This is a genomic window from Paucidesulfovibrio longus DSM 6739, assembly GCF_000420485.1.
GTDB classification, from domain to species: domain Bacteria; phylum Desulfobacterota; class Desulfovibrionia; order Desulfovibrionales; family Desulfovibrionaceae; genus Paucidesulfovibrio; species Paucidesulfovibrio longus.
Genome location: NZ_ATVA01000012.1, coordinates 243,857 through 259,153, shown reverse-complemented (window position 1 = coordinate 259,153; position 15,297 = coordinate 243,857). Strand labels below are relative to the sequence as shown.

Below are 15,297 nucleotides of genomic sequence, written 5' to 3'. Positions count from 1 at the left end.
GGCGACCATGCACGATTGCGAATCCACCGACCCATCCCAGGTACACACCTCGGTTCTTTTACAGGAGACGATCGAGTGGCTGCGCCCCAGGCCAGGCGGCCGCTACCTCGACGGCACCCTGGGCATGGGCGGCCACTCCAAGGCCATCCTGGACGCCGCGGGCAAGGATGCGCAGCTGCTCGGCCTGGACAGGGACGAAGAAGCGCTGGACCTTGCTGAAAAGCGGCTCGCGGCGCACGGCGAACGCGCCCAGCTCTACCATCTGCCCTTCAGCCGCTTCGAGGACGCCCTCGACGCCGCGGGCTGGGAAGGGGTGGACGGAGCCGTGCTCGACCTGGGCGTTTCCTCGCTCCAGCTGGATCACCCGGAGCGCGGTTTCAGCTTCAAGGAATCCGGGCCGCTGGACATGCGCATGGACCCCGCGAGCGGACTGGCCCCGGCCCGGACACTGGTGAACAAGGGCTCCTACTCCGACCTGAAGCGGATTTTGCTGCTCTACGGGGAGGAACCGCAGGCCGGGCGCATCGTCAAGGCCATTCTCCAGGCCAGGGACGAGGCCGAGATCGACGACACGCTCCAGCTGGCCCGCATCGTGGAGAACGCCTACCCCGCCAAGTGGCGGGCCAAGTCGCGGACCCACCCGGCGACCCGCACCTTCCAGGCGCTGCGCATCGCCGTGAACAAGGAGCTGGAGGAACTGGACATGTTTTTGGACCACATCGCGGACCGTCTCAATCCCGGCGGCAGGGTGTGCGTCATTTCCTTCCACTCGTTGGAAGACAGGGCCGTGAAGCGCGCGTTTCTCAGGGCCGCCAAGGGGTGCATCTGCCCGCCGAGGCAGCCCCTTTGCACCTGCGAACGCAAGCCCACGCTGAGGATATTGACGAAAAAGCCCCTCGGCCCCACCGAGCAGGAAGCCGAGTGCAACCCGCGCAGCCGAAGCGCCAAGCTGCGCGTGGCCGAGCGCCTGGCTCCGGGAGGCTCGGCATGAGCATGGGACAGGCCGCGCCCGGAACCGCCGCGGGCGACGCGGGAAAAAGCGTCGCCACCTGGATGCTCGTGGCGCTGGTGCTCGCGGCCCTGGGGTTCCGGCTGGCATCGGTCTGGCTGAACATCGAGCGCACCGACCTGGCCTACGGCATCGAGCAGGCGGAGAACGACATAGAAAAGATTTCGAAGCACGTGGCCAAGCTGGAAGTGGAGCGCGACAACCTGCTCTCCCCGTTCCAGCTCAAGGAACTGGCGCTGAAACATGGGCTCGGCCCGGCCGAACCCGGACAGATCCGCAGGCTGCCCCTCCCGGCGGAATGATTCGGGGAGGCAACCGCAAAGGAAGCAAGGCATGAGAGCGAAGAGAACGCACAAGCGACCCGGCCCCAGCAGCACCAAGCTGGTTCTGGCGGGTGTGCTGTTCGCTCTCGTCTGGGCCGCGCTCTGGGTCAGGACCGGGTGGATTCAGCTCTACCAGGGCCCCCAGCTCGAACGCCTCGCCGCCAAGCAGACCCTCTCCACCGAATTCGAGCGCGGACGGCGCGGACGCATCCTGGCCCGCGACGGCGAACTGCTCGCCACCAGCGTGGAAGCCAAGTCCGTCTACCTCCGGCCCCTGGAGATTCAGGACCGCGCCGCCACGGCCAAGGCCCTCTCCGACCTGCTGCACATGCCCCGCGCCGAGGTGGACAAGGATCTCGCCTCGCGCAAGAACTTCGTCTGGGTCAAGCGGCAGGTCATGGACCGCGAGGCCGCGGCCCTCGACCGCGAAGACCTTCCCGGCGTCTACCTCACCAGCGAGCACGTCCGGCTCTACCCCCAGGGCAGGCTGGCCGGGCAGCTTCTCGGCTTCGTGAACATCGACGGCAAGGGACTGGAAGGGCTGGAGCGCTCCTACGAAACCCGGCTCGCCGGGGGCAAGGCCGAGCAGGTCAAGCTGCGGGACGCCTCCGGCCGCAGGCTCTACCTCGACGCCCAGGGACGCGAAGTGGACATCGACGGCCAGGATCTGCGCCTGACCATTGACACCCACATCCAGGACGTGACAGAGCAGGCCCTGGCCGACACCGTGGAAAAATACGAGGCCAAGGGCGGCGTGGCCCTGGTGGTCGACATTCCCACCGGCGAGATCCTGGCCATTGCCAACTATCCTTTTTTCAATCCCAACGCCTACCGAAGCTCCACGGCGCACGACCGGCGCAACCGCGCGGCCATGGACGCGCCGGAGCCCGGCTCGACCATGAAGCCGCTGCTCTTCGCCGCGGCCCTGGACCAGGGCGTGATCACGCCGGACAAGCTCATTGACTGCGAGAACGGACGCTACAAGGTCGGCCCCCACGTCATCCGCGACCACCACAGCTACAAGTGGCTGCCCGTGAACAAGGTGCTGCGCTATTCGTCCAACATCGGCGCGGCCAAGATCGGCGAGGCCCTGGGGGCCCAGAACTACTACGACTACCTGCGCAGGCTCGGCTTCGGCGAACAAACGGCTCTGAACCTGCCCGCCGAATCGCCCGGCATCCTCCGGCCCGTGCAGGAATGGAACGAGTTCGACCTGGCCGCGGCCTCGTTCGGACAGGGCATCGGCGTCACGGTCCTGCAACTGGCCCAGGGCTTTTTGACCATCGGCAACAAGGGCGTGCTGCGGCCCCTGCGGCTCGTGCTCGATCCCCAGGATCCCGACTACGCGCCGCCCCGCCGCATCTTCAGCGAATCCTCGGCCAAGCTCGTTCTCGGCATGATGCGCGAAGTGGTCCAGGAGGACGGCACGGGACGCTTCGCCAGGATTCCCGGCATCACCATGGCCGGCAAGACCGGCACCGCCCAGCAGGCCGAAACCCAGGGCGGCTACGGCGACAAGTATCTTTCCTCCTTCGTGGGCATGATTCCGGGCGAAGATCCGGAACTGCTCATCGTGGTCATGGTGGACGAGCCCGGCCCGGTCAACGCGGGCGGCAAGGTCGCCGCACCCGTGGTCCGCGAGGTGGCCATGCGCACCCTGGCCTACTACGGAAAGCTGCCCGACCCCAACGAGGCCGCCTTCGAGCCGGATTCCGAAGGCGAGGCCGTGGCCGAGGCGGCCATGGCCCAGCAGGCCGCGGGCACGGGCCACCTGGATCCCGGCCCCGAGCCGACCGCCGCCTTTGTCGGCGGCGCGGCCCCGAACGTCACCGGCATGCCCCTTCGCCGCGCCATGGAAATCCTGGCCCGCGGCGGCATCGTTCCCGTGCTCAAGGGCCAGGGCATGACCGTGACCGGACAGGAACCCCGCGCGGGCCAGAAATGGCCGCAGCAGGAAAAGGAAGGGGGGCAGGATGTTTTTATTCTCTGGCTCTCATAACGAAAGGCGCAAGAAGAACATGTCCACACCCCAAGAAGCGGCCTGGTCCGAGCTGCTCGAAGCCGTGGCCAGGGGACTGCGCGTCCGCACGGACTCGCGCAAGGTTCTGCCCGGCGAAGTCTTTGTGGCGCTGCCCGGCAGCAAGGTCGACGGAACGGACTTCATCCGCGCGGCCCTGGAACGCGGAGCGAAATACATCGTCACCCAGCGCGACGGGCAGTGGACGCGCGGACTCGACGCCGCCCTGCTGGTCCGGCCCGACGCGGCCGAAGCCCTGGGCGAGCTGGCCCGCGCCCATTTCCACGCGGACGGCCAGCACCTCAAGCTCGTGGCCATCACCGGCACCAACGGCAAGACCACCACGGCCTTCATCATCGAGCATCTGCTGGCCGCCGTGGGCCTGAAGGCCGGACTCATGGGCACCGTGGCCTACCGCTGGCCCGGATTCTCCCTGGACGCGACCCTGACCACGCCGGATTGCTGGACGCTGCACGAACTGATCAGCAACATGGCCCGCAGCGACGTGGACGCCGTGGTCATGGAGGCGTCGTCCCACGCCATCGAGCAGCGCCGCGTGGCCGGGCTGCACTTCGACGTGGCCGTGCTCACCAACGTGACCCAGGATCACCTCGACTACCACGGCGACATGGAAAGCTATTTCAACGCCAAGGCCGAGCTGTTCCGCGCGCGGCCCAAGACGGACAAGACCTGGGTGCTCAACCACGACGATCCCTATGGCCGCCGCCTTCTGGCCGAAGCGCCCCAGGCCCTTTCCTACGGCCTGAGCGAAGCTCCCGAAGGCTGCAACGCCCTGCGCGGGGAAATCCTGACCTCGTCCTCGGCCGGGCTCACGCTGCGCATGCACCACCAGGGCTCGACCTGGGAAATGAGCTCTCCGCTGATCGGACGCCACAACGCCCAGAATCTGCTCGCGGCCCAGGCCGTGGGCCTCTGCCTGGGCCTCAGCCAGCGCGACCTGCGCAAGCTGGAGGATTTCGCCGGGGTTCCGGGCCGCCTGGAGCGCGTGCCCAACGAACACGGCCTGGACATCTTCGTGGACTACGCCCACACCCCGGACGCCCTCGTCAACGTGCTCGGCGCCCTGCGCGAGCTGACGCGGGGTCGGCTGCTGACCCTGTTCGGCTGCGGCGGCAACCGCGACAAGACCAAGCGCCCGCTCATGGCCGAGGCCGTGGCGAAATACGCCGACGTGGGCGTACTGACATCGGACAACCCCCGTCACGAAGATCCCCTCGACATCATTACGGATGCGCGGCCCGGACTGGCGGACTGCCGCCTGTCCATCGAGGAGCCGGACCGCTACGCCGCCATCGTCCGCGCCGTGGGGCTGATGGAGCCCGGCGACGTGCTCCTGGTGGCCGGAAAGGGACATGAAAATTACCAGCAGATCGGCGACGAGAAGCTTCCCTTCTCGGATGTGGAAGCCGTCGGCCGCGCCCTGCGGGAGGTTCTCGGTTGAATCTGACCCTGCGCGCTGCGGAGCGCATTCTCCTCGGCGGAGCGGATACCGCCCCTGAAAACGACGTGACCTTCGGCAACGTCTGCACGGACAGCCGCGCCGTGGAGCGCGGCGACCTCTTCGTCTGCATCGAGGGCGAGCGCTTCGACGGGCACGAGTTCGCCGAGAGCGCCGTTCGCAGCGGAGCCGCCGCCGTCCTGGCCTCGCGCATGCTCGATCTGCCCGTGCCCGTGCTCATGGTCCGCGACACCGTGCGCGGCATGGGCCTGCTGGCCCGCGCCTGCCGCGACCAGGCCAAGGCCAGGGTCGTGGCCGTGACCGGCTCGGCGGGCAAGACCACGGTCAAGGAAATGCTCGCGACCGTGGCCTCGCGGGAATGCAGGGTCAGCCGCAACGCGGGCAACCTGAACAACCAGATCGGACTGCCCCTGTCCATTTTCCGCGCGGACCCGGAATCGGATCTCTGGGTGCTGGAACTGGGCATCAGCCGGGCGCACGACATGGACGAACTCGGCCCGGTGGCCTCCCCGGACATGGCGGTGATCCACAACATCGGTCCGGCCCACCTGGAGGGTCTCGGCGACCTGCGCGGCGTGGCCCGCGCCAAGGCCTCGCTGCTCAGGCACCTGCGCCCGGACGGGCTCGCCGTGATCAACGCGGACCATGAACTCCTGCGCGAGCAGGCCCTGTTGCTGCGTCCGGACGCGACCCTCTACTCCACGAGGGACGAAAATTTCCCGTATTTCTGCACGTTCCTGGGCGTCCAGGCCGACGGCCAAGGGCGCTACCTCGTGCGCACGCCCGACTTCGAGCTGGAGGCGGACCTGCCCTTCTGCGGCGCGCACTTCGCCGAGAACATCGGAGCCACGGCCGCTTCCGCCCACCTGCTGGGCCTTTCGAAGGAGTCCCTGCTCCTGGGACTGGCCGAGGCCCGTCCCCCGGCGCAGCGTTTCGCCTGTTCCCACCGGGGCGGCGTGACCATCATCGACGACACCTACAACGCCAATCCGCTGTCCATGCGCGGCGCCGTGGCAACCGCCCGCGAAATGGCCGTCTCCGGCGGCGGCTGCCGCCCGCTGGTGCTGGTCCTCGGCGACATGAAGGAACTCGGCTCCGGCGCGGCGGAAGAGCATGTCGGCCTGGGGCGGCATCTGCGCGCCATGGACCCGGCCGCCGTCTTCTTCCACGGCGAGCACGCCCTGGACGTGGCCCGCGGCTACGGCGAAAACGGCAGCGCGGTCGAACCCGTCGCCTCCCCCGAAAACCTGCTCCGCCGCTGGCGTCAGCTCGGCCTGAGCAATGCCGTGGTGCTCTTCAAGGGCTCCCGCTCCTGCCGCATGGAGGACTACGCCGGGGCGCTCTGCCGCGAACTCGACAGCACAGGGGAGGACGGGCGATGATCTACCATCTGCTCTACCCGCTCTCGGACACCATCACGGTCTTCAACGTCTTCCGGTACATCACGTTCCGGTCGATCTACGCGCTGCTCACCGCCCTGGTCATCTCCATCCTCTTCGGCCCGCGCATGATCCGCTGGCTGAAGCGGGTCAAATGCGGCCAGTACATCCGCGAGGACGGCCCCGCGCACCAGTGCAAGGAAGGCACCCCGACCATGGGCGGGCTGATCATCGGCATGTCCGTGATGATCAGCACCCTGCTCTGGGGCGACCTGACCAACGTCCATCTCTGGCTGACGCTTTTCGTCTACATGGGCTTCGGCGCGGTGGGCTTCGCCGACGACTACATCAAGGTCGTCAAGCGCAGGAACCTGGGGCTTTCGGCCAAGGCCAAGTTCAGCGGCCAGATGCTCGTGGCCATGCTCGCCGTGGCCGGGCTGCTCTCCATGCCCGACTATACCACCACCCTGGCCGTGCCCTTCTTCAAGAATCTCCACCCGGACCTGGGCTGGTTCTACCTGCCCATGGCCGTGTTCGTGCTCGTGGGCACGTCCAACGCCGTGAACCTCACGGACGGTCTGGACGGGCTGGCCATCGGGCCGTTCATCGTCAACGCGGCCTGCTTCGCGCTGTTCATCTACGTGGCGGGCCATGCCAGCATGGCGGGCTACCTGAACGTGCTTCCCGTGCCCGGTGCGGGCGAAGTGACGGTCTTCTGCGGCGCGCTCGTGGGCGCGGGCCTCGGCTTCCTCTGGTACAACGCCTACCCGGCCCAGGTCTTCATGGGCGACGTGGGCTCCCTGAGCCTGGGCGGCGCGCTCGGCTTCCTGGCCGTGCTGGCCAAGCAGGAGCTGCTGCTGGTCATCGTGGGCGGCGTGTTCGTGTTCGAGACCGTCTCGGTCATCCTCCAGGTGGGCTACTTCCGGTTCTCCGGAGGCAAGCGCATCTTCCGCATGGCTCCGCTGCACCATCATTTCGAACTCAAGGGCATCCCGGAATCCAAGATCATCATCCGGTTCTGGATTCTGTCGATACTCCTGGCGCTCGTGGCGCTTTCCACGCTGAAGCTGAGGTAAGACGAATGGATCGTTTGCTCGAAGACATCCGCGATCGCGAACTGCTCCGGGGACGCAAGGCCGTGGTCGTGGGCGCGGGCCGCTCCGGCCGCTCCGCCTCCGCGCTGCTCGCGGCCATCGGCGCGAACGTTCTTCTGGCGGACACCAACGAGACGCTGGATCCGACGCTGGTCCGGGAACTCGGCGAAAACGTGCGCCTGGAGCTCGGCCCGCACAGCCGCTCCCAGTTCGCGGACGCCGAGATCGTGGTCCTCAGCCCCGGCGTGCCCGTGCGGCGCATGGCCGACGTGCTCGCGGACGTGCCCCCGCGCAAGATCGTGGGCGAGCTGGAGCTGGCCTCCTGGTTCACCAACAGCCCGATCCTGGCCGTGACAGGGACCAACGGCAAGACCACGACCACCACGCTCATCGGGGAGATTCTGCGCCGCTCCGGCCGCAGCGTCTTCGTGGGCGGCAACATCGGCACCCCGCTTTGCGAGCACCTGCTCGGCGGCGGACGCGCCGACGTGATCGTGCTCGAGGTTTCCAGCTTCCAGTTGCAGAACGTGCATCTTTTCAAGCCCCAGGTGGGCGTGCTGCTCAATTTCGCGCCCAACCACCTCGACTACCATGAAGACCTTGAGGAATATCTTTCGGCCAAGCTGAACCTCTTCGCCCGCATGGACGAAAGCGGCGCGGCCATTCTGCCCGCTTCCATGCGCGGGGAGCTGGAGTGCCGCGACTTCACCCAGGCCCGCAAGCTCTGGTTCGGCCCGGACGACGCCGAATCCTCGAATTTCGAAGCCCCGCACCTGCCGGGAGCGCACAACCGCGCCAACATCGCCGCGGCCTGGCTGGCCGTGAAACAGCTCGGCGTCACCCGCGCGCAGGCCGCCGAGGCCATCCGCGAATTCTTCCCCCTGCCCCACCGCCAGCAGCCCGTGGCCGAGGTGGACGGCGTGCTCTTCGTGGACGACTCCAAGGCAACGACCCTGGACGCGGTTTCCGCGGCCCTGCGCAGCTTCGACCGCCCGGTGCGGCTTCTGCTCGGCGGCGTGTTCAAGGGCGGGGACGTCGCCCGCGAGCTGGTCCCGGCCATGCGCGGCCGCGTGGTCCAGGTCGGGCTTTTCGGCGCGGCGCGCGAGATTTTCGAGCCCGCCCTCGCGGACGAGTTCGACACCTTCTGGGAAGCGGATCTGGAAAAAGCCGTGAAGCGCTTGTTCTCCTGCGCCCGCTCCGGCGACGTGATCCTGCTCTCCCCGGCCACGGCCAGCTTCGACAGCTACAAGAGCTACGGCGAGCGCGGCGACCACTTCAAGCGCATCGCGGAGGAGCTGGCATGAAGAACGTACGCCTTGCGGGAAGCAGGCAGCTCCCTCCCACCGACTACTGGCTGCTCATCGCCGTGCTGCTCCTGGCCGGCATCGGCCTGATCATGGTCCTCTCCTCCAGCGGAATCATGGCCGAGCGCTTTTTCGGGGACAAATACTTCTTCTTCAAGAAGCAGGCCCTCTTCTTCCTGCTGGGCACGTTCCTGATGTACGCCTGCTACCGTCTGCCGCGCGTGGTCTTCTACGACCTGACCTATTTCTGGCTCGTGGTCGCCGTGGTCCTGCTGGGGCTTTGCGCCTTCACCCCCCTGGGCATCAAGGCGGGCGGGGCCAAGCGCTGGATGAGCCTGGGCGTGGCCAACATCCAGCCCCTGGAGTTCGCCAAGTTCGCGCTGGTGCTCTATCTGGCCTATTTCTTCGCCCGCAAGCAGGAAAAAGTCCGCACCCTGAGCGTGGGCATGCTGCCCCCGTTCCTGGTCACGGGCATGCTCTGCATCCTGCTCCTGGCGCAGCCCGACTTCGGCGGGGCCGCCTTCCTGGCCTCGATCCTCTTCTTCATGTGCCTCGTGGGCGGCACCCGGCTGACCTATCTGCTCGGCTCCTTCACCTTCATGGCCTGGGGCGGCTGGCTGCTGATCATGCAGGAGCCCTACCGCTACAAGCGCTGGACCGCGTTCCTGGACCCCTTCAAGGTCGCGCGGGCCGAGGGCTACCAGCTCGTGCAGTCCCTCTACGCCTTCGGTTCCGGCAAGCTCACGGGCGTCGGCCTGGGCGCGGGCAAGCAGAAGCTCTTCTTCCTGCCGGAAGCGCACAACGACTTCATCATGGCCGTGGTCGGCGAGGAACTCGGATTTCTGGGCATGTCCATGATCTTCCTGCTCGTGGGCTTCATCATCTTCCGGGGCCTGCGCATCGCCCTGCTCCAGGAAGACCTCCAGGACCGCTTCACCGCCTTCGGCATGATCCTGATCATCACCCTGGGCTTTCTCTTCAACCTCGCCGTGGTGCTCGGCACGGTGCCGCCCAAGGGCGTGCCCATGCCCTTCATGAGCTACGGCGGCTCCAGCCTGATCGTCTCCTTCATGTGCGTGGGCGTGCTCCTGAACCTCTCGCGGAGGGGCATGGCATGAGCGCGCTGAAGTCCCTGATCGTGACCACGGGCGGCACGGGAGGCCACATCTTCCCGGCTCTGGCCGTTGCCGCCGAGGTCCGCGAGCGCAATGCGGACTGCCGCGTGCTCTTCGCGGGCGGGAGCGGGCCGGAGGGCGCGCTGGCGCGCAAGGCCGGGCTGGAGTTCGTGCGCCTGCCCGCGCGCGGGGTGCTCGGCACGGGCCTGCGCAAGCTGGCCGCCCCGTTCTGGCTGGCCGGAGCAGTGGTCAAATCCCTGGCCCTGCTGCGCAGGACCAAGCCGGAAGCCGTGCTCGGCTTCGGCGGATACGCGGGCTTCTGCCCCGTGCTGGCCGCCGGGCTGACCGGCATCCCCGCCGCCATCCACGAGCAGAACTCCGTGCCCGGCGCAGCCAACCGGACCCTGCGCCGCTTCGCGGACGAGATGTATCTTTCCTTCGAGGAAAGCCGGGAATGGTTCCCGGCGGACCGCTGCGTGGTCACGGGCAATCCCGTGCGGGCGGACATCGCGGCCGTGGGCCGCAGGCCAAGGGTCCGCAGCCGGACCCTGCTCGTGCTCGGCGGAAGCCAGGGAGCGCGGGCCATCAACGACGCCGTGATCGAGGCCCTGCCCGCCCTCGGCGATGCGGACGTTTCCGTTCTGCACCAGACCGGGCCTTCGGACCTGGAGCGCGTGCGCGCGGCCTACGTCGCCGCCGGATTCGATCCGGACGGCCCGCGCTTCCGGGTCTGCGGATTCATAGAGGACATGGCCTCCGCCTACGCGGAAGCGGGATTGGTCTTTTGCCGTTCCGGCGCGAGCACGGTCTTCGAGGCCGCCGCGGCCGGACGCGCCTGCGTGTTCGTGCCCTTTCCGCACGCCACGCACGACCACCAGACCCGCAACGCCCAGGCCATGGAACGGGCGGGCGCGGCCAGGGTGCTGCCCCAGGACGGCCTCAGCGGCGGCACGCTTGCGGGCACGGCCGTGGGCCTTTTCAACGACGAAGAAAAACTCGACCGGATGTCCGAGGCCGCGCGCGGCTTCGCCAGACCGGACGCGGCCGCCGGGATCGTGGACCGTCTCGAACGGCTGGCCGCCAAGAATAAAGGAAGGCAGGCATGACAGCGGCGCAAGGCCCCAACGTGAATCTGGCCCCGACGCCCTCGCGGCACATGATGCGCAGCCGGGTCAACCATATCCACATGGTCGGCATCGGCGGCTCCGGCATGAACGGCATCGCCGAAGTGCTCATCAACATGGGCTTCAACGTCACCGGCTCGGACCTCGCTGCCGGGACTGCCGTGCGCAGGCTCCAGCGCCTGGGCGCGAACATCTTCATCGGCCACGGCGCGAACAACGTCGAGGGCGCGGACGTGGTCGTCAAGTCCACGGCCATTCCGGAAACCAATCCGGAAATGATCCGCGCGCGCGAGCTGAACATTCCGATCATTCCCCGCGCCGAAATGCTCGCGGAGCTGATGCGCCTCCAGTCCGGCATCGCCGTGGCAGGAACGCACGGCAAGACCACGACCACCTCCCTGCTGGCGACCATCTTCACCGAGGCGAACCTGGATCCCACCGTGATCATCGGCGGCAGGCTGAACACTTACGGCGCCAACGCGCGCCTGGGCGAGGGCGAATACCTCATCGCCGAGGCCGACGAATCCGACGGCTCCTTCCTGCTGCTCGCCCCGGTCATCTCCATCGTCACCAACGTGGACCGCGACCACATGGACCACTACGCGGACCAGCAGGCCATCGACGACTCCTTCACGGAGTTCATGAACGCCATCCCCTTCTACGGCATGAACGTGGTCTGCGGGGACGACCCCGGCGTGCAGCGTCTGCTGCCGCGCATCAAGCGCCCCTGCCTGACCTACGGCCTGGGCGGCAAGAACCGTCTGCGCGGCGAGATCATCAGCGCGGGCCTGCGCAGCGTCTTCAACGTCTACCTCGACGAAGAATTCTGGGGCGAGGTCAATCTTTCCCATCCCGGCCACCACAACATCCTCAACGCCCTGGGGTCCATCGGCGTGAGCCTGGAAGCGGGCCTGGCCAAGGACGCCATCCTGCGCGGGCTGGCCAATTTCGGCGGAGTCGGCCGCCGCTTCGAGCGCAAGGGCGAGCGCAAGGGCGTGCTCGTTGTGGACGACTACGGGCACCACCCGGCGGAAATCGCGGCCACCTTGAATACGGCCAAGGCCTGCTACCCGGACCGGCGGCTCGTGGTGGCCTTCCAGCCCCACCGCTTCTCGCGCACCCAGGCCCTGTTCGGCGAGTTCTGCAAGGCGTTCGAAAAGGCCGACCTGCTTCTGCTCACGGAAATCTACCCGGCGGGCGAATCGCCCATTCCCGGTGTGAACGGACTTTCCCTGGCCCAGGGCATCCGCCAGGTCAGCGCCACCAAGGTGACCTTCTACGAGAATTTCGAGATGCTCGAACAGGAGCTGCCGCTGCTGCTCTCGCCGGGCGACCTCTTCCTGACTCTCGGCGCCGGCAGCATCTGGCAGGTCGGCGAAAACTACCTCGACGCGGGCGAACCCGCCCCGGAGGAAGGAGAAGAGTGAGATGAGCCTTCAGGTCCGCAGACCAGGGCCCGCCATGCGGGACCGCACCACGCTTCGGCTTGGGGGAACGACCCTGGCCGAGGTGCTGCTGCGCGCCGACGCCGACCTGGACCACCTGCCGCAGTTGCTGGCCACGGAGGGCGGACGTTTTCTGGCGCTGGGCGCGGGCAGCAACCTGCTCTGCTCGGACGAGGTGCTTCCCCTCGTGCTCTGCACCGTGGGGAACCAGCGCGCCCCGGAAATGGAACCGGGCGAAAACTGCGTGCTCGTGCGGGCCGGAGCCGGACTCAAATTCCCCGTGCTCCTGGGCTGGACTTCGCGCAACGGCCTCTCCGGACTGGAAAACCTCACGGGCATTCCCGGCAGCGTGGGCGGCGCAGTGGCCATGAACGCCGGATCCTACGGCACGGCCATGGCCGACGTGATCAACCGGGTTCGCGTCTGGACGCCGGAAAACGGGCTGAACTGGGTTGACGCCGCGGACTGCTGCTTCGGCTACCGCCGTTTCTCCCTGGGAGAAAACATGTGCGCCCCGGAAGGATTCTTCCTGGTCTGGGACGTGGAACTGCGGCTCCAGCCCTCGGTGCCGGACAAGGTCAGGGCGGCCATGCGCTACACCATGGCCCGCAAGCGCGCCTCCCAGCCGGTGAACGCCTGGAGCGCGGGCTGCGTGTTCAAGAATTCGCCCGAAATGAGCGCCGGAAAGCTGCTCGACGAGTCGGGCATGCGCGGAAAGCGTCTCGGAGACATGTCCTTCTCCGAAATGCACGCCAATTTTCTCGTGAACCTGGGCAAGGGTACCGCTTCCCAGGCCCTGGAGCTTCTGGAGACGGGTCGAACCGCCGTGCGGGATCGGTTCGGCATTGAACTGGAAACGGAGGTCATCGTCCTGCCATGAGCCGGATCAACGGTCCGACCTACCTGAAGAGCGGGAGCCGCCCGCTCAAGCAGCGCTCAAACCGCTACCGCGCTCCGCGGAGCGGCGGACTCTCCGGTCCGTCCTCCCCGCTGCTGCGGCGCGGGCTGCTTTTCCTGGGCGGCCTCGGCTTTCTGGCAGCGCTCATGGCCGGGCTGTACTTCGGCTATCGCTGGACCACGACGACGGACGCCTTCGCCCTGGAGGAAATCCGCGTGGAGGGCAACGAACGCCTCTCCTACGGGGACGTGCTCCTGGCGGGCAAGGTCCGGCTCGGACAAAACTGCCTGGGCCTCAACGTCAGCCGCGTGGAAGCGCTGCTGGCCAAGAACCCCTGGGTGGAGAACGTCTCCGTGCGGCGCGAGCTGCCCGGCAGGCTGATCGTGAACATCACGGAAAAGAAGCCCGCGTACTGGATCCGCCGAGGCGGCATTCTCTACTACGCGGACGAAAGCGGGGAGCTGATCGTGGCTGTATCCCCGGCGGATTTCCGGTCCCTTCCGGTGCTGGACGTGGATTCCGCCGCTCAGCCGCACATTGCGGAGATCCCGGAGATGTTGGAAACGCTGCGGCGGGGGGGACTGCCCCTTTCGTCCTCGGCGCTGGCCTGGATACGGCTTTCCGGAGCCGGGCAGGCGGAGATGTTTCTGGACGACGCGAACCTGACCCTGACCTTCGCCCTGGAGGACTGGAAATCGGAGCTTCGCCTCGTGCGCGCCGTCAGCATGGACCTTCGGCGGCGCGGCGAAATGGACGGCGTACGGCGCATCACCGCCTCGGGCGGCAAGGTGTGGGTCGGGAAAGCGCCCTGACAACGATAGGATGGAAACCGGGCCAGCAGCCCGGATAAGCAGAAGGAGAGCGTCAATGGCCAAAAACGACCTGGTCGTCGGACTGGACATCGGCACCACCAAGATTTGCGCGGTAGTCGGCGAGCCGAGCGACAGCGGCGTGGACATCATCGGCATCGGCAAGGCCCCGTCCACGGGGCTGCGTCGCGGCGTGGTGGTGAACATCGAGCAGACCGTGCAGTGCATCAAAAAGGCCCTGGAAGAGGCCGAGCTCATGGCCGGCTGCGAAATCCGCTCCGTGTACGCGGGCATCGCGGGCAGCCACATCAAGGGCTTCAACTCCCACGGGGTCATCGCCGTCAAGGGCGGCGAAGTCACCCAGAAGGACGTGGAGCGGGTCATCGAAGCGGCCAAGGCCGTGGCCATCCCGCTGGACCGCGAGGTCATCCACACCCTGCCCCAGGAGTTCATCGTGGACGACCAGCGCGGCATCGCCGACCCCCTGGGCATGGCGGGCGTGCGGCTGGAAACCAAGGTCCACATCGTCACCGGCGCGGTGACCTCGGCCCAGAACATCATCCGCTCCTGCCACCGGGCCGGGCTGGACGTCGCCGACATCGTGCTCGAGTCCCTGGCCTCGTCCAAGGCCGTGCTCTCGGACGAGGAGCGCGAGATCGGCGTGGCCATCGTGGACATCGGCGGCGGCACCACGGACCTGGCCATCTTCTCCAACGACTCCATCAAGCACACTTCGGTGCTGGCGCTGGGCGGGAACAACCTGACCAACGACATCGCCTTCGGTCTGCGCACGCCGATGCAGGCCGCCGAGGAGATCAAGATCCGGCACGGCTGCGCCCTGGCGGACATGATCGAGAACGACGAGTTCATCGAGGTGCCGAGCGTGGGCGGCCGCGAGAGCCGGGCCATGTCCAAGCGGGTGCTCGCGGAAATCTGCGAGCCGCGCATCGAGGAGATCCTGGCCCTGGTGGACCAGGAACTGATCAAATCCGGGTTCAAGAAGATGATCGCGGCGGGCGTGGTGCTCACGGGCGGCACGTCCATGATCGAGGGAATGCAGGATCTGGCCGACCAGATTTTCGACCTGCCGGTGCGCATCGGCTATCCGTCGGGCATCGGCGGGCTTACCGACGTGGTGGACAGCCCCAAGTACGCCACGGCAGTGGGCCTGCTCAAGTTCGGCTGCGAGAAGGAACGGACGGGCCTGGAACGCCGTTCCTTCGGCATCCGGGACGAAGGCACGTTCAACCGCATCCTGGGCAGGATGCGGAAGTGGTTTACGGACATCGCATAGGAACGC

13 protein-coding genes are annotated in these 15,297 nt (G+C 67.4%); all 13 read left to right on the top strand.

Annotated elements, in window-relative coordinates; all coding sequences use genetic code 11:
- Window positions 1–7 precede the first annotated feature (7 nt).
- Genes rsmH through ftsA form a run of 13 tightly spaced genes read left to right on the top strand, consistent with a single transcriptional unit; the run spans window position 8 to window position 15,291 of the window.
- Window positions 8–991 carry a 16S rRNA (cytosine(1402)-N(4))-methyltransferase RsmH gene (gene rsmH / locus G452_RS0105830; protein ID WP_022661325.1) on the top strand — a complete coding sequence of 328 codons (984 nt, stop codon included), beginning with the start codon at window positions 8–10 and terminating at the stop codon, window positions 989–991.
- A complete protein-coding gene (locus tag G452_RS0105825; protein WP_327077704.1) occupies window positions 988–1,311 on the top strand; it encodes a hypothetical protein in 324 nt (107 codons plus the stop codon). Before rsmH ends, G452_RS0105825 begins: the two co-directional genes overlap by 4 nt.
- Before the next feature lie 31 nt (window positions 1,312–1,342).
- Window positions 1,343–3,331, top strand: coding sequence for a penicillin-binding transpeptidase domain-containing protein (locus G452_RS18250; protein ID WP_022661324.1), 1,989 nt, complete (start codon window positions 1,343–1,345; stop codon window positions 3,329–3,331).
- A gap of 19 nt (window positions 3,332–3,350) precedes the next feature.
- Complete coding sequence (locus G452_RS0105815; protein WP_022661323.1) at window positions 3,351–4,811, top strand: UDP-N-acetylmuramoyl-L-alanyl-D-glutamate--2,6-diaminopimelate ligase; 1,461 nt, start codon at window positions 3,351–3,353, stop codon at window positions 4,809–4,811.
- Window positions 4,808–6,211 (top strand): UDP-N-acetylmuramoyl-tripeptide--D-alanyl-D-alanine ligase, encoded by a 1,404-nt coding sequence (locus tag G452_RS18245; RefSeq protein WP_022661322.1) that lies wholly within the window; start codon window positions 4,808–4,810, stop codon window positions 6,209–6,211. Before G452_RS0105815 ends, G452_RS18245 begins: the two co-directional genes overlap by 4 nt.
- Window positions 6,208–7,284, top strand: a complete 1,077-nt coding sequence (gene mraY / locus G452_RS0105805) for a phospho-N-acetylmuramoyl-pentapeptide-transferase (RefSeq protein ID WP_022661321.1) — start codon at window positions 6,208–6,210, stop codon at window positions 7,282–7,284. The genes G452_RS18245 and mraY overlap by 4 nt, the downstream gene beginning before the upstream one ends.
- Window positions 7,285–7,289: 5 nt before the next feature.
- On the top strand, window positions 7,290–8,606 hold the full coding sequence (gene murD / locus G452_RS0105800; protein ID WP_022661320.1) for a UDP-N-acetylmuramoyl-L-alanine--D-glutamate ligase: 1,317 nt from the start codon (window positions 7,290–7,292) through the stop codon (window positions 8,604–8,606).
- A complete protein-coding gene (ftsW, locus tag G452_RS0105795) occupies window positions 8,603–9,724 on the top strand; it encodes a putative lipid II flippase FtsW (protein WP_022661319.1) in 1,122 nt (373 codons plus the stop codon). Before murD ends, ftsW begins: the two co-directional genes overlap by 4 nt.
- Window positions 9,725–9,729: 5 nt before the next feature.
- Window positions 9,730–10,827: an undecaprenyldiphospho-muramoylpentapeptide beta-N-acetylglucosaminyltransferase gene (gene murG, locus G452_RS0105790; RefSeq protein ID WP_027189051.1), complete on the top strand. Its 1,098-nt coding sequence runs from the start codon at window positions 9,730–9,732 to the stop codon at window positions 10,825–10,827.
- On the top strand, window positions 10,824–12,272 hold the full coding sequence (gene murC, locus G452_RS0105785) for a UDP-N-acetylmuramate--L-alanine ligase (RefSeq protein ID WP_022661317.1): 1,449 nt from the start codon (window positions 10,824–10,826) through the stop codon (window positions 12,270–12,272). The genes murG and murC overlap by 4 nt, the downstream gene beginning before the upstream one ends.
- A gap of 1 nt (window position 12,273) precedes the next feature.
- Window positions 12,274–13,170, top strand: coding sequence for a UDP-N-acetylmuramate dehydrogenase (gene murB / locus G452_RS0105780; RefSeq protein WP_022661316.1), 897 nt, complete (start codon window positions 12,274–12,276; stop codon window positions 13,168–13,170).
- A complete protein-coding gene (locus G452_RS0105775; RefSeq protein WP_022661315.1) occupies window positions 13,167–14,000 on the top strand; it encodes a cell division protein FtsQ/DivIB in 834 nt (277 codons plus the stop codon). The genes murB and G452_RS0105775 overlap by 4 nt, the downstream gene beginning before the upstream one ends.
- Window positions 14,001–14,055: 55 nt before the next feature.
- The gene (gene ftsA, locus G452_RS0105770; protein WP_022661314.1) at window positions 14,056–15,291 is read left to right on the top strand and encodes a cell division protein FtsA; all 1,236 of its coding nucleotides are present in this window, start codon (window positions 14,056–14,058) and stop codon (window positions 15,289–15,291) included.
- Window positions 15,292–15,297: the final 6 nt, after the last annotated feature.